Below are 13,267 nucleotides of genomic sequence, written 5' to 3' on the forward strand. Positions count from 1 at the left end.
CGCCTGGCCGGGCAGCGTGGCGGGGGAGCCGGAGCACGGGTCCGCATCGGCGGTCACTTTCCCCCGGATGCTGTCGGCGCTGCCGGTAACAACGAAAAAGCGGATGTCGTAGAAGCCGGCTTTCTGGGCTTCCGGGCTGGGGCCCTCGCCGGGCTGCGGCACCACGAACTTGTTCAGCAACCAGCGGGTGGGCTTGATGGCGGCGGCGGCAAAGAACAGGCCGGTGCCGGTGCCTATCCCCAGGGCTTTCATACGCCCGCCCATGCCCGGGCCGGCCAGCATGGCTTCGTTGTAGGTGAAGTTGTCGCCGTAGGCCTTGCCGCTGAGGGCGTTGGAGCGGTGCACGATGCGGCTGTTGATGGCGTCCATCACGAAAGGTGCCGCCCAGGCGTCAAAGTCGTCATCCTTGCGCGGCATGCTGATGCTGTCCTGGCGGGCGTTGAAGCCATGGTTCGGCGGACAGATCAGATAGGGGTTAGCCAGTTTCTTGCGCAGGGCCGGGTCTTTGCCGGCTTCTTCGGCAATGTTCATCATGCTCGCCACGGTGCCGCCGGACACGCCGCCCTTGGCCACTTTGACACGCATTTTCACGCGGGTGGCAGGGGCCTTGAAGCGGGCCTGGGCCTGCTGCTGCAGGAAGTAGGTGCCCATGTCGGAAGGAATGGAATCGAAGCCGCAGCAATGCACGATGCGCGCGCCACTCTGTTTGGCCTGGTCTTCGTATTTTTCCAGCATGGCGGCAATCCACTGCACTTCACCGGTCAGGTCGCAGTAATCGGTGCCGCTGGCCACGCAGGCGCGGATCATGGGTTCGCCATAGAGGGCATAGGGCCCCACGGTGGACACTACTACCCGGGTCTGGGCGCAGAGGCTGTCCAGGCTGGCGTCGTCGTTGGCATCGGCGGTTAGCAGTGGCAGCTCGCTGCCCGCTGCACCCAACTGGGTCCTGACCTGTTCCAGCTTGTCCTTCGAGCGTCCGGCCGCGGCCCATTTCAGGTCGCCATTTACCCCATAGGTGTCGGTGAGGTATTGGCAAAGAATCTGGCCGACGAAACTGGTGGCGCCGAATACCACCACGTCAAATTGTGCATCACTCATGGGAGCTCCTTGGGAATGAACGCAAAGCGAATCGGAACGACTGTCCAATGATGGGTCTATCCTAAGGGATTGAGAGGGGTAAGCGTAACCGGCAAAAAAAAGCCCCATCCAGGAGAACAGGGCAAATGCCATACTCGGTGCTTACTAAGACGTGTGCTTGATCTGGTATTTGCGGATCAGCGCGTCGCGGCGGGCTGGATCAAAGTTGATGTTGGCGGCGTCGTAGCCGGCGTGTTCCAGCATGCGTTGGTCCATGACCTTGAACCACAGAGGCGGTATATAGCTGATCAGGAACATGCCGAAGTAGCCGTTGGGCAGCGTCGGCAGGCCGTCGAAATGACGCAGGCTCTGGTAGCGACGTGCTGGATGCGCGTGATGATCGGAGTGGCGCTGCAAATGAAAAGATGCCCAGTTGGAGAACATGTGGTTGCTGTTCCAGCTGTGGTGCGGCTGGGTGCGTTCGTAGCGACCATTGGCATCCTTGTGGCGGAGCAGACCGTAGTGTTCCACGTAGTTGGCGGAGGTCAGCTGCAGGTAGGACCACAAGGTAGCGGCGGCAATGATGGGCAGCATTTTCCAGCCAAACAGGGCGATGATGCTGCCCCAGATGATCAGGCTTAGCACGCCCGGTTGCAGAATCTCATTGTCCAGGGACCACACGGATTTGCCTTCCTTGTGCAGCCGCGCTTTTTCCAGGTGCCAGGCCCGCTTCATGGTGCCGGGAATTTCCCGCAGCGCAAACTTCCAGATGGATTCTCCCAGACGAGAGGATGCCGGGTCTTCCGGGGTCGCCACATCACGATGGTGGCCCTTGTTGTGCTCAATGGGGAAGTGGCCGTAGCCCACCGGCGCCAACACCAGCTTGGCCAGCCAGCGCTCGGTGCGTGTCTTCTTGTGGCCCAGCTCGTGGCCCAGGTTGATACCGGCGGCGCCGCAGATGGTGCCGGTGAGCAGTACCATGGCAATAATGCCGTGCAGCGGCAGTGAGTGGGTACCAACAAACCACATGCCGAACAGATAGGCGCTTAGCAGGATCGGTACCAGGGCATAAGTCATATGCCGATAGAACCTATCCGCTTCAAGCTGAGGCACCACCTCTTCCGGCGGGTTGCTGCGGTCCTGACCAATCAGCATATCCAGCAGCGGGATGGCCAGATAATAGAATGCCAGCGGCAACCACAGCAGCCAGGGCTCGCCGGTTGCCATCACCAATAGCGGGCCGAGGAAAACGGTGCCCGGGACAAAGAGAGAAACAATCCACAGATGCCGCTTGCGATCACGGTACTCGACGCCGGAAGGGCCGACAAATACGCCAGCTTGACTCATGGTATGACCTCATTGGTTATTGGTGGTATCTGAGTGCCTTCATAGTGTTCCCGAAAGACGTGGGCGAGCACCCCTTGAGGTGGCAAAAAATCGTCATTAAGTGACAGACTAAACAGGGCGTTTAGCGGTAGTCTATGGACTGACTCACTGACGGGAGAGGATCCGATGGCGCTTGGGGAAATGGACCGGTTGAAGCCGGCCATTCATCCGACCTACAGCCGGGTGCTCTGTGCGCATCTGAAACAGGAAGGCTTCAGCGATGGAGATATCTTTTCCGGTACCCGCCTGGCCTGGCAGGAATTGCTGAGCGAGCATCGCTATCTCAGCCTGGAGCAGCTGTCGCGGTTGATCCGTCGGGCCTTGCGATTGACTCAGGAACCCTGGATCGGGGTGAAGATTGGCGGCAATACGCCGGTGTCATCCCACGGTGCTCTGGGCTATGCGGTGGTCTCGGCGCCGGATATACGCACCTTGTTGTCCGTCGTGGCCCGCTATGTGGGGGTGCGCCTGCAGCTGATACAGCTAACCTTTGAAGAGCAGAATGGGTGGGGCCGGTTACAGCTGAAGGAGAGAACGGATCTGGGGGACTGTCGGGAGTTTTTGCTCGGCGCCCTGGTGGGCAGCTATTTCCAGATGACAGATGCGGTGTCCGCCGGGCGTTCCCGGGGCGCGCGGGTCCATTTGCCTTTCGAGCGTCCGTCCTGGGCAGAGCACTATGAGCGTTTGCTTGGCTGTCCCGTGGCGTTTGATGCGGAGTGCTTTCTGATTGAGGTGCCGCCAGAGCAGCTGGCCTCCCCCTGCCTGACCGCCGACCCGGCCATGCACCGCAATGCCATCCGCGATTGCGAACACCAACTCAAACAACTGGAAAAAGGCGGGCCGTTCAGCCAGCAGGTCAGTCTGGTGCTGCTGGATTGTCAGGGTGAGTTCCCTTCCCTGGAAACCATGGCGGAAAAATTTGCCATGTCGCCACGCACCCTGATTCGCAAGTTGAAAGCGGAAGACACCCGTTATCAGCAATTGCTGGATGATGTGCGCAGCGAGCTGGCAGCTTGGTGGTTGACGGAAACCGCCTTGCCCATAGAGCGCATTGCCGAGACGCTTGGCTACCAGGACACATCCAACTTCAGCCGAACCTTTCGACGCTGGTTTGGCATGACCCCTCTCGCCATGCGCAAGGAGGGAGAGTTGTAAAAGACCCCGGCGTACACGGGGGGGATATAGGGTCGCCGGGGTTGTCCTCTCAGTGTTTCTTGAGGACGAAATCCACTTTTTCTCGTACCGCACAATCCGGACATGGCCAGTCATTGGGAATCTGCAACCAGCGAGTGCCCGGCGGAAAGCCTTCTTTTTCTTCACCGCGACTCTCGTCATACACATAGCCACAATTGGGGCACTGGAACTGGTGCGGGGTGTCGATTTCCTGCTCTGCCTGATGGGCTTCCGCCACCGCGCCTTCGGCCACATCCGGTTCCGAGTCGGCGCTGTGATAGGTGACTGCCGGTTGTTGCCATTTCCTGAGCAGCTTTTCCCGCCTGCCCGGCTGCAGGTTGGCCTGGGTCAGGTCACCCTTGTAGTGCTGGTACACCAGCGGGTCCATCTTCTGGTACCAGATAAAGGGGAAATAGGCCGGCATCAACATGGAGGCATAGCCGGAGGGTAGCTGTGGGCTGTCATCAAAGTGGCGTAGCGCCTGGAAACGCCGGGTGGGGTTGGCGTGATGATCGGAGTGACGCTGCAGTTGATAGAGGAACAGGTTGGTCACGATGTGGTTGCTGTTCCAGGAGTGCTTCGGTTCGCAGCGCTCATAGCGACCATCCGCTTTCTTCTGGCGCAGCAGGCCGTAGTGTTCCATGTAATTGATTACCTCCAGCAGGGAGGCGCCGTAGAACGCCTGCAACAGCAGGAAGGGCAGCACGATCCAGCCCAGCCACAGGGTCAGCAGCCCGAAGAAAATTACTGTCATCAACCAGGCCTGCAGGTTTTCGTTTTTCAGTGACCACAGTGGAGCCTCGCAACGCTCAAGGCGTTGGGCCTCGATGTGCCATGCGGATTTTACGCTGCCGATCATGGTGCGCGGCAGGAACCGCCAGAAAGATTCCCCCATGCGGGCGCTGGCGGGATCTTCCGGTGTGGCCACGTTCTTGTGGTGGCCCTTGTTGTGCTCCACAAAGAAGTGTCCGTAGGCCACTGGCGCCAGGGTGATCTTGGCCAGCCAGCGCTCAGTTTTACTCTTCTTGTGGCCCAGTTCATGAGCGGTGTTGATAGCAATGCCGTTAACCGCGCCGACACTGAAGACCAGACCGATCAATCCCCATAGCGGCGTTTGCCCCTGGGCTACCAGCCAGGCGCCCATAATGGTGGCGAGGTATTGCGTGGGGATATAGGCATAGACGATCAAGCGATAATAGGTGTCGTCTTCCAGTTGCGGGACGGCGGATTCCGGCGGGTTGTTGGTGTCGGTGCCGATTACCCAGTCGGCCAGGGGAATGAGACCGTACACCAGCAAGGGCCCGCCCCAGAGCAGGCCGGGCCAGTCCCAGATAAACATATAGATGAGTAGAAACGACACAGCCAGAACCGGAATGGTGGGGCTGAGTAACCATAGGTAACGTTTGCCGTCATGCCAGTCCGTTAAAGCGGTGGTTTGTTCTGCTGATTTCATGACTCCACCCCACATGCAACGTTATCACTTTGAACCTGGATCGTTGATTTCAGTTTGGCGGCACAGACTCACGTCATGCGCCGCGATGAAATCACGGTTTCAGTTTTAAGCTATACCCAATGTTGCGGATGGCCAAGCCATGGTTTGTATTAACTTGGCAACTTTGCGGATATTTTCGCGGAAAGAATTTGCAGTGCGGTGGTACGAATAAAAGGATTGTTAACGGCGATAAATTACGTTGGGATAGGGAGGAGGTCAAAGCGTCACTGTTGCCGATGTAGAAGCCACAGGGCCGGGGTTTTGCGGATTTTTCGGGAGACGACGGATGGATAAAAAAAGCAGCCAATATGAATTTGATGTGCTGATCATTGGCGCCGGGCTTTCCGGTATCGGGGCCGCCTGTCATTTACAGAAAGAATGCGCGGGCAAGACGTTTGCCATTCTGGAGCGGCGCCAGGCCATGGGCGGCACCTGGGATCTGTTTCGCTATCCCGGCATTCGCTCCGACTCGGACATGTTCAGCTTCGGCTATGGGTTCCGCCCCTGGAATGAACTGCAGGTGCTGGCGGACGGGCCATCCATTCGCAACTACATCAAAGATACTGCCGATGAATTCGGCGTCAGTCAGCATATTCATTATGGTTTGACGGTCACCGGCGCTGACTGGTCCTCTGCAGAAAAAATCTGGACAGTCACGGCAGTGCAGGAACATGGCGGAGAGACGGAAACGTTTCGTGCCCGCTTTCTGGTCGGCTGCACCGGTTACTACCAATATGATCAGGGTTACCTGCCGGATTTTCCCGGTATGGAACGTTTTCAGGGAACTTGCGTGCACCCCCAGCAATGGCCGGAGGACCTGGATTACCGAGACAAGAAGGTGGTGGTGATCGGCAGCGGTGCGACCGCCGTGACATTGGTGCCGGCCATGGCGGAAGAAACGTCCCACATCACCATGCTGCAACGTTCACCGTCCTATATCTTTTCTGTTCCTGCCTACGACAAATTCTCCGCATTGCTGGATCGTGTGCTGCCATCCGGTTGGGTCTATCGCATGGCCCGCTGGCGCAATATCAAATTGCAGCGGCTGATCTATGTGATCGCGAAGAAGTATCCTGACTTCACCCGCAAGCTGTTGCTTGCCAATGTGAAACGTCATGTGGGGAAAGATTTCGACATGACGCATTTTCAGCCGGTTTATCAACCCTGGGATGAACGGCTCTGTGCGGTACCGGATGCGGATCTTTTCCGGGATTTGCGCGAAGGAAAAGCGGATATTGTTACCGACCATATCGACACCTTTACGGAAAACGGTATTCGCCTCAAATCCGGCCGTGAACTGGAGGCAGATATCATCATTGCTGCCACCGGACTGAATCTGCAGGTACTGGGCGGAATGAGCCTGTCGCTGGATGGCGAGCCGCTGGATGTGAGTGAGCGGATGACCTACAAGGGTGTGCTCATGGAAGGTGTGCCGAACATGGCCTGGATATTCGGTTATACCAATGCGTCCTGGACCCTGAAAGCGGATATCGCCTCGGCCTATATTTGCCGCTTGCTCAATTACATGGACGCAGAAGGGCTGACGGTCGTGACACCGGAAGGAGACAGTGACCTGACCCTGGCAGACAGATCCATCATGGATGCCTTGGCCTCCGGGTACGTGAAACGCTCAAGCCATAAACTGCCGCGCCAGGGGCGACATCACCCGTGGAAGGTGGTCAACCATTACGGCAAGGATAAGCATATTTTGCTGGAAGAGCCGGTGGAGGATGGCTTGTTGCGGTTTTCTTGACGGAAGAGAATTAGCTACGAGCTACGAGCTGTGAAGTATTCCCGCTGTTTTTTCTGTCTTGTGGCTCGTAGCTAGAAACTGATCATCACCCGCAACACTTCTTGAATTTTTTCCCACTGCCGCAGGGGCAGGGATCATTTCTGCCACGCTTTAATGCGCTCACTGAGGGCGTGCCGTCCAGGTAATACCAGTGGCCGTTTTCACGCACGAAACGCGAGCGTTCTTCCAGTACGCTCAGGCCCTGACGATCCTTGCTGGTGGCGCGAAAGTGTACCCAGCCAGTATCTCCCTCTTCGCCACTGGCGATGATCTCCAGAGCCAGCCACTGCTGGTCGTCATCCAGATCCAGCCCGGCGGGGCGCTGGCTCAGGTGCCAGCTCCGTGCGATGTAGTCGGTATTTTTCAACGCAAAGGCGGAAAACCGCGAACGCATCAGCGCTTCCGGTGAGGCTGCCGGTTTGCCCTGGTGGAGGGGCTGGCAACAGTGTGCGTAGTCCAGTCCGGACTGGCAGGGGCAAGCGCTCATGGGGTGTCTCCATTAAAGCAATCGAACAGCGCCAGCAGGTCCTGGCGCAAGCGGGGCAGATTCTCGGCCCAGGGATCATTCAGTACCAGCGCATTCATGGCGCCGTTGAGTAACACGGCCAGTCCTTCGGCGCTGCCGGAAAAGTGCAGGGCGCCTTCTTCCATGGCGTCACGGATGCCCTCACGTAACAGCGGGAAGCTGTAACGCTCGTCCAAGGCCCGCCAGCGCTCCTGGCCTAGCACCGAGGGGGCTTCGACGACCAGGATGCGTCGTACATCGTCCCGGGCCATGAAATCCACCCACGCCAGGCTGCCGGTCTTCAAGGTGGCCAGGCTGCCGCGCTGCCCGGCCACAGCTTTCTTGATGGCGGCCATGGCTTCCCGGCTGAGCAGATCGCAAACCGCTTCGAACAGTTCCGCCTTGTTGCGGAAATGGTGATACATGGCGCCCCGGGTCACCCCGGCACCAGACAGAATCGTCTCCGTGCTGGTGTCTGCGTAGCCCTGTTCGGCAAACAGGTGGCGAGCGGCGTTGATCAGGCAGCCGCGGGTCTGGGCACGACGTTGGGCATTGGTGGCCATGGTGTCCCCTTTTGGTTGACAAACAGACTATCAGTTTGTTTTTATTTATTCAAAGCAGACTGACTGTCTGTTTTTTCACAAGGAGGTATCAGATGAAGATCAGCGACCGTTACCCCATCGTGGTCACCACGCATAAAGGGGCCTGCCGGGATTTCTGGCAGCAGCATTTCGGGCTGGCTGTGCTGTTCGACAGCGACTGGTTTGTGCTGCTGGGGGATGAGCAGCAAGGCAGCGTAGTGGCGTTCATGAGCCCGGATCATCCCTCTGCGCCGCCGGGGCCGGAGGCCTTTGGCGGGCTGGGTTTGTGCCTGGAAATCGAGGTGGAGGATGCCCGTCAGGCGCTGGCGGATTTCCAGGCCAGTGGCGGCCCGGTGGACTACCCGCTCAGCGACGAGCCCTTCGGCCAGCGCCGCTTCGGCCTGCGCGACCCTTCCGGTTTGTGGGTGGATGTGGTGGAACAGATCGAGCCGCAGCAGGGCTATTGGGACCGTTATATGTCAGCCTGATTCCAGCAGAAACTGTTCAATCCGGAATACGTGCTCGTCACAGGCATCCAGTTCCCGCAGCGCCTGTGCGAGCTGCAGCAGATAGTCCCGGTTGCTGCCGCTGGGGCCGTGGCTGACGGCAATGTGCCGGGCAATCAGCAGCTCGTCACTTTCGCCTAGAAAGGCGGCATTGTCCTCGGTGGCAATGTAGACCAGACCGTCGGCCTGATCGCCGTCGGCGAAGGTCAGCGGGGTGCGAAAGCGCAGGTAGCCATTCTTTTCCCGATGGTCGAGATGCTCGAACACATCCGGGGTGATCCGGTAGGCCATGCCGGTGCAGAGTGCACCGGGTGCTTGTATCAGGGTGACTACCCGGCCGGGGTTGTCCGGGGTGCCGCGATGGTCGTGGGAGCCTTGCCAGAAACGGCGCGCCCAGTTGTGGATGGTCGCGGGCCGGCGTTCCAGAAAGGGAAAGTCCGCCTTGTAGATCAGCGAACCATAGCCAAACAGCCACACCGGCTGATGAGGGTCCAAAGAATGGCGGCGGCGATTTTCTGCGGAGGTATCCAGCATGGTTTTCTTGATCCCGGTTCGGTGTCTTCACGGTAGCGGCGCTATACTGTTGCCTCAGTCTGAACGCCGGGGAGACCATGAAAGACGTACGCGAAGAATATCATGCCGAGGGCCTTAGCGAAGCGCACCTCCACGACAATCCCGTAGAACAGGCTCGGCGCTGGGTAGATGAAGCCATTGAAGCCGGGTTTCCGTTGCCCAACGCCATGACTCTTGCCACGGTCAGCGCCGACGGCCAACCCTCTACCCGGGTGGTGTTGCTGAAAGGGATCGAAGGTGGCGGCTTTACCTTCTTCACGCATTACGACAGCCGCAAGGGCGAGGAGATTGCGGCCAACGCCAAGGTATCGTTCACCATGTTCTGGCAGCCCTTTGACCGGCAGATGATTGTAATCGGTGAAGCCAGCAAGGTGGATGAAGAGGAATCGGAAAGCTACTTTGCGTCGCGCCCCTACGCCAGCCAGATCAGCGCGGCCATTTCCCCCCAGAGTCAGCCGACCAGCCGGGAATGGCTGGAAGCGGAAGTGGAAGCCTTGCAAAAGCAGCACCCGGACGCGCCAGTACCCCGCCCCGCCAACTGGGGCGGCTATCGCATCATGCCCACGGAAATCCAGTTCTGGCATGGCCGACCAAGCCGCCTGCATGACCGTTTCCGTTATCGCAAACAGGCTGACGGGAGTTGGGTACGGGAGCGGCTGGCGCCGTAAAAGCAGTTAATAGTGAATAGTTAACAGTGAACAGCGGCGCGGATTGGCGTTAGCAGTTATCTGAAATGCAAGAGGCCGCGCTCATACTTTGGGCGCGGCCTCTTGCGTAGGAAAAGACAATAAACCTTGACGGGCTATACAGGAAAAGCAGCCTTCACTGTTCACTGTTCACTGTTCACTGTTCACTGTTCACTGCCTTCCTTCGCCAGATTGCCGCCAACAACGACCCGGACAGGTTGTGCCAGATGCTGAACAGCGCGCCGGGCAGCGCGGCCATGGCACTGAAGTGTTTCACCGCCAGTGCCACGCCCAGCCCGGAATTCTGCATGCCCACCTCAATGGCCAGGGTGCGGGCACGTTGTTTATCCAGCCGCAATAGCCGCGCGATGCCATAGCCGCTGGCCAGGCCCAGGCCATTGTGGGCCGCCACCGCAATAAAGATGGCGATGCCGGCCTGGGCAATGCGCCCCTGGTTCAGAGCCACAATAATCCCGATCACCACCACAATGGCGGCTACGGAAACCAGCGGGAAAACCTCTCGTAGCGGTGCCAGCTGGCGGGCAAAGCGGGTATTGAGAAAACAGCCCACGGTGACCGGCAGCAGCACGATTTGCAGTAGCGAAATCAGCATGCCATCAATGGGCACCGGGATGCGTTCCCCCAGATACACCCAGGTCAGCAAGGGCGTGGCGACCACCGCTACCAGCGTAGAGGCAAAGGTAATCGCCACCGACAGGGCCACATCCGCCCGTGCCAGATAAGCGATCACGTTGGACGCGGTGCCGCCGGGGCAGACGCCCACCAGTACCAGCCCCACCAGTAATTCCTGGGGTAGCTGCAGGGCGATGCCGATGGCAAACGCCAGCAGTGGCATCAGGCTGTATTGCAGCAGCAGACCCAGGCCAATAATCCCGGGCTGGCGCAACACCCGCTGAAAATCCTCCCAGGTGAGCGACAGGCCCATGCCGAACATGATCAGCATGAGCAATGGCACAATGGCGTCCTTGCCGCCGACCAGCAGGCCAGGTTGCCAGTAAGCCAGCAGGGAGAAGAGCAGGGCCCAGAGAGGGAACAGTTGGGTCATGCGATGGAGCATTGTGGTCGCCTGTCAGTGTGCAAGGCGGCCAGTGTAAGCTGTCCACGGTAAAGACGCACAGGAGCAACCCGTCTTTGCCTGTAGGAGGGCGCGATATCAACGAATGGAATCGCGCCGCCAGCGACGCTCCTACGGCACAGGGTGAGCGTTGATAATCAAACGGTCAGATAACTCTTGATCAACGTATCATCCAACTCGCTCATTTCCCCTTCTGCCACCTTGCTGCCTCGATCGATAATGGCAAAGCGGTCGGCGGTGGCGCGGGCGAAGTGGAGCTTCTGTTCCACCAGTAACACGGTGAGGCCTTCTTCCTTGTTCAGGGTTTTGATCACCCGGCCGATCATGTCGACGATGTTGGGTTGAATACCTTCGGTGGGTTCATCAAGAATCAGCAGCGTTGGGTCCAGCGCCAGGGCACGGCCTATGGCCAGTTGTTGTTGCTGGCCGCCGGACAGGTCGCCGCCGCGGCGGTTGCGCATTTCATGGAGCACCGGGAACAGCTCGTAGATGCGGTCCGGGATTTTCTTGCTGCGATCCGGGCGGGCCTGCAGGCCGGTTTCCAGGTTCTCTTCCACGCTGAGCAGCGGAAAGATTTCCCTTCCCTGGGGGACGTAGCCGATGCCTGCCCGGGCCCGCTCTTCCGCAGCCTGTTTGGCATAATCGAGTCCATTGAATTCAATGCTGCCGCTTTTCACTGGCAGCAGGCCCATGATGGTTTTCAGCAGGGTGGTCTTGCCGACACCGTTGCGCCCCATGACACACAGGCATTCACCCTGGTTTAGTCCCAGGTCCAGATCCCAGAGGGTATGGGATTCGCCGTAGTACTGGTTGACGTTGTTCAGTTTCAGCACGGGTTTACTCCGTAAAAAGTTGCTAGCTATTAGCTTCTAGCTACTAGGGAAAAGAGACATTCCTGGGATGTGTTCAATTTTTTTCTAGCAGCTCGAAGCTAGTAGCTCATAGCTGGGGTTCATTCCCCGAGGTAAACTTCAATCACCTTCGGATCATTCTGCACCTGCTCCATGGTCCCTTCGGCCAGTACGCTGCCCTGGTGGAGAACGGTGACGGTGCTGGCGATGGAGCGGATGAATTCCATGTCGTGCTCCACCACCACCACCGAGTGTTTGCCGGCCAGGCTTTTCAGTAGTTCGCCGGTACGTTCCACTTCCTGGCGGGTCATGCCGGCGATGGGTTCGTCCACCAGCAGCAGTTGCGGTTTCTGCATCAGCACCATGCCGATTTCCAGCCATTGCTTCTGGCCGTGGGAGAGCAGTCCGGCCACCTTGTGGCGTTCTTCCAGCAGACCCACGGTGGCGAGGGTTTCCTCGATCCAGCTTTTCTGCTCGCCGCTCAGTCGGGTGAAAAGGGAGTGCCAAGGGCCTTTGGGGCCGTTCATGGCCAGCTCCAGATTTTCAAAGGCGGTGTGCTCGGGGAATACGGTGGGCTTCTGGAATTTTCGACCGATGCCGGCCATGGCAATGTCGGTTTCGCTCATGGCGGTCAGGTCCAGGGTCTGGCCGAAAAAGCAGGTACCGGTATCCGGCCGGGTCTTGCCGGTGATCACATCCATCATGGTGGATTTGCCCGCGCCGTTGGGGCCAATGATGCAACGCAGTTCGCCGGTCTTGATGTACATCGTCAGATCGTTGAGGGCCTTGAAACCGTCAAAGCTGACGGTGATATCTTCCAGGTAGAGGATGTTCTTGCCGGCACTGGAGTCCAGTTGACCGGGCGCCACGGTACGGGTGCCCTGACGCATGAAATCGAATACCTGGTCGCGGCGAAAGGTGTCGCGCAAGTTATCCAGTGCGCTCATGGGGCCTCTCCTTCTGCCGGAGTGTGGTTGTCGTTACCGACTGCCTTTTTCTGGAACTGTTTCTGGATGGCCGCCCAGCGCTGGCTGACCAGGCCCACCAGTCCCTGGGGCAGGAAGACGGTGACCGCCACGAACAGTCCGCCCAGGGCAAACAGCCAGGCTTCAGGCATGACGCCGGTGAACACGGTCTTGCCGTAGTTGACCAGAATGGCGCCGATCACCGCCCCATACAGCGTGGCGCGCCCGCCCACCGCTACCCAGACCACCAGCTCGATGGAGTTGAGCGGGGAGAATTCCCCCGGGTTGATGATGCCCACCTGGGGCACATAGAGCGCCCCGGCAATGCCGGCGAGAATGGCGCTGACGGTAAAGATCCACAGCTTGTAGTGCTCGGTGCGATAGCCCACGAAGCGGGCCCGCGATTCCGCATCCCGTACTGCCATGACAACCCGCCCCAGTTTGCTGCCGGTGATCCAGCGACACAGCACAAAGGCCATGGCCAGAGAAAGGGAGGTGGCTATCAGCAGGCCGACTCGAGTGCTGGCGGATTGCGAGGAAAAGACCAGCAATTCCTTGAAGCCGGTGAGGCCGTTGTGACCGCC

General features: G+C 58.9%; 14 protein-coding genes. 4 read left to right on the top strand and 10 right to left on the bottom strand.

All coding sequences use genetic code 11. The annotated features are described in order from the left end of the window. Together ACFE0K_RS16470 and ACFE0K_RS16475 are read right to left on the bottom strand one after the other, a co-directional pair. Nucleotides 1-1,098 (bottom strand): saccharopine dehydrogenase family protein (locus tag ACFE0K_RS16470; RefSeq protein ID WP_434537098.1); only part of this gene is annotated, 1,098 nt, incomplete at its 3' end. Between the two features lie 144 nt (nt 1,099-1,242). Beyond that, complete coding sequence (locus ACFE0K_RS16475) at nt 1,243-2,424, bottom strand: alkane 1-monooxygenase (RefSeq protein ID WP_434537099.1); 1,182 nt, start codon at nt 2,422-2,424, stop codon at nt 1,243-1,245. A gap of 165 nt (nt 2,425-2,589) precedes the next feature. On the opposite strand from ACFE0K_RS16475, the gene ACFE0K_RS16480 reads away from it, so the two are divergent. Further along, nucleotides 2,590-3,618, top strand: a complete 1,029-nt coding sequence (locus ACFE0K_RS16480; protein WP_434537100.1) for an AraC family transcriptional regulator — start codon at nt 2,590-2,592, stop codon at nt 3,616-3,618. Between the two features lie 49 nt (nt 3,619-3,667). Here ACFE0K_RS16480 and ACFE0K_RS16485 read toward each other — a convergent pair whose 3' ends face one another. Then, nucleotides 3,668-5,089, bottom strand: a complete 1,422-nt coding sequence (locus ACFE0K_RS16485) for a fatty acid desaturase (protein ID WP_434537101.1) — start codon at nt 5,087-5,089, stop codon at nt 3,668-3,670. A 325-nt stretch (nt 5,090-5,414) separates the two neighbouring features. Between ACFE0K_RS16485 and ACFE0K_RS16490 the strand changes: the two genes are divergently transcribed. After that, on the top strand, nt 5,415-6,881 hold the full coding sequence (locus ACFE0K_RS16490; protein ID WP_434537102.1) for a flavin-containing monooxygenase: 1,467 nt from the start codon (nt 5,415-5,417) through the stop codon (nt 6,879-6,881). Between the two features lie 85 nt (nt 6,882-6,966). On the opposite strand, the gene ACFE0K_RS16495 is transcribed toward ACFE0K_RS16490, so the two are convergent. Continuing rightward, nucleotides 6,967-7,407: a YchJ family protein gene (locus tag ACFE0K_RS16495; protein WP_434537103.1), complete on the bottom strand. Its 441-nt coding sequence runs from the start codon at nt 7,405-7,407 to the stop codon at nt 6,967-6,969. Beyond that, nucleotides 7,404-7,988, bottom strand: coding sequence for a TetR/AcrR family transcriptional regulator (locus tag ACFE0K_RS16500; protein ID WP_434537104.1), 585 nt, complete (start codon nt 7,986-7,988; stop codon nt 7,404-7,406). Before ACFE0K_RS16500 ends, ACFE0K_RS16495 begins: the two co-directional genes overlap by 4 nt. A gap of 92 nt (nt 7,989-8,080) precedes the next feature. On the opposite strand from ACFE0K_RS16500, the gene ACFE0K_RS16505 reads away from it, so the two are divergent. Next, complete coding sequence (locus ACFE0K_RS16505) at nt 8,081-8,494, top strand: VOC family protein (RefSeq protein ID WP_434537105.1); 414 nt, start codon at nt 8,081-8,083, stop codon at nt 8,492-8,494. On the opposite strand, the gene ACFE0K_RS16510 is transcribed toward ACFE0K_RS16505, so the two are convergent. After that, entirely contained in the window at nt 8,486-9,046 is a 561-nt protein-coding gene (locus ACFE0K_RS16510; RefSeq protein ID WP_434537106.1) for a gamma-glutamylcyclotransferase, read from the bottom strand. The two genes, ACFE0K_RS16505 and ACFE0K_RS16510, sit on opposite strands and share 9 nt — an antisense overlap. A gap of 77 nt (nt 9,047-9,123) precedes the next feature. Between ACFE0K_RS16510 and pdxH the strand changes: the two genes are divergently transcribed. After that, nucleotides 9,124-9,753, top strand: coding sequence for a pyridoxamine 5'-phosphate oxidase (gene pdxH / locus ACFE0K_RS16515; RefSeq protein WP_434537107.1), 630 nt, complete (start codon nt 9,124-9,126; stop codon nt 9,751-9,753). A gap of 175 nt (nt 9,754-9,928) precedes the next feature. Here pdxH and ACFE0K_RS16520 read toward each other — a convergent pair whose 3' ends face one another. From ACFE0K_RS16520 to ACFE0K_RS16535, 4 genes are all read right to left on the bottom strand, one after another. Then, nucleotides 9,929-10,849 (bottom strand): bile acid:sodium symporter family protein, encoded by a 921-nt coding sequence (locus ACFE0K_RS16520; RefSeq protein WP_434537108.1) that lies wholly within the window; start codon nt 10,847-10,849, stop codon nt 9,929-9,931. A gap of 155 nt (nt 10,850-11,004) precedes the next feature. Next, nucleotides 11,005-11,700, bottom strand: coding sequence for an urea ABC transporter ATP-binding subunit UrtE (urtE, locus tag ACFE0K_RS16525; RefSeq protein ID WP_434537109.1), 696 nt, complete (start codon nt 11,698-11,700; stop codon nt 11,005-11,007). A gap of 119 nt (nt 11,701-11,819) precedes the next feature. After that, a complete protein-coding gene (gene urtD, locus ACFE0K_RS16530; protein WP_434537110.1) occupies nt 11,820-12,665 on the bottom strand; it encodes an urea ABC transporter ATP-binding protein UrtD in 846 nt (281 codons plus the stop codon). Then, on the bottom strand, nt 12,662-13,267 hold a 606-nt coding region (locus ACFE0K_RS16535), incomplete at its 5' end, for an ABC transporter permease subunit (RefSeq protein WP_434537111.1). The genes urtD and ACFE0K_RS16535, both read right to left, overlap by 4 nt.

Origin of the sequence: Alcanivorax sp. (genome assembly GCF_051117345.1) — a bacterium.
Lineage (GTDB): Bacteria > Pseudomonadota > Gammaproteobacteria > Pseudomonadales > Alcanivoracaceae > Alcanivorax.

Bases quoted from the DNA above. Each gene is read 5' to 3' on its own strand.
- ACFE0K_RS16475 (WP_434537099.1), bottom strand. From the start codon at position 2,424: ATGAGTCAAGCTGGCGTATTTGTCGGCCCTTCCGGCGTCGAGTACCGT.
- ACFE0K_RS16480 (WP_434537100.1), top strand. From the start codon at position 2,590: ATGGCGCTTGGGGAAATGGACCGGTTGAAGCCGGCCATTCATCCGACC.
- ACFE0K_RS16485 (WP_434537101.1), bottom strand. From the start codon at position 5,089: ATGAAATCAGCAGAACAAACCACCGCTTTAACGGACTGGCATGACGGC.
- ACFE0K_RS16490 (WP_434537102.1), top strand. From the start codon at position 5,415: ATGGATAAAAAAAGCAGCCAATATGAATTTGATGTGCTGATCATTGGC.
- ACFE0K_RS16495 (WP_434537103.1), bottom strand. From the start codon at position 7,407: ATGAGCGCTTGCCCCTGCCAGTCCGGACTGGACTACGCACACTGTTGC.
- ACFE0K_RS16500 (WP_434537104.1), bottom strand. From the start codon at position 7,988: ATGGCCACCAATGCCCAACGTCGTGCCCAGACCCGCGGCTGCCTGATC.
- ACFE0K_RS16505 (WP_434537105.1), top strand. From the start codon at position 8,081: ATGAAGATCAGCGACCGTTACCCCATCGTGGTCACCACGCATAAAGGG.
- ACFE0K_RS16510 (WP_434537106.1), bottom strand. From the start codon at position 9,046: ATGCTGGATACCTCCGCAGAAAATCGCCGCCGCCATTCTTTGGACCCT.
- pdxH (WP_434537107.1), top strand. From the start codon at position 9,124: ATGAAAGACGTACGCGAAGAATATCATGCCGAGGGCCTTAGCGAAGCG.
- ACFE0K_RS16520 (WP_434537108.1), bottom strand. From the start codon at position 10,849: ATGCTCCATCGCATGACCCAACTGTTCCCTCTCTGGGCCCTGCTCTTC.
- urtD (WP_434537110.1), bottom strand. From the start codon at position 12,665: ATGAGCGCACTGGATAACTTGCGCGACACCTTTCGCCGCGACCAGGTA.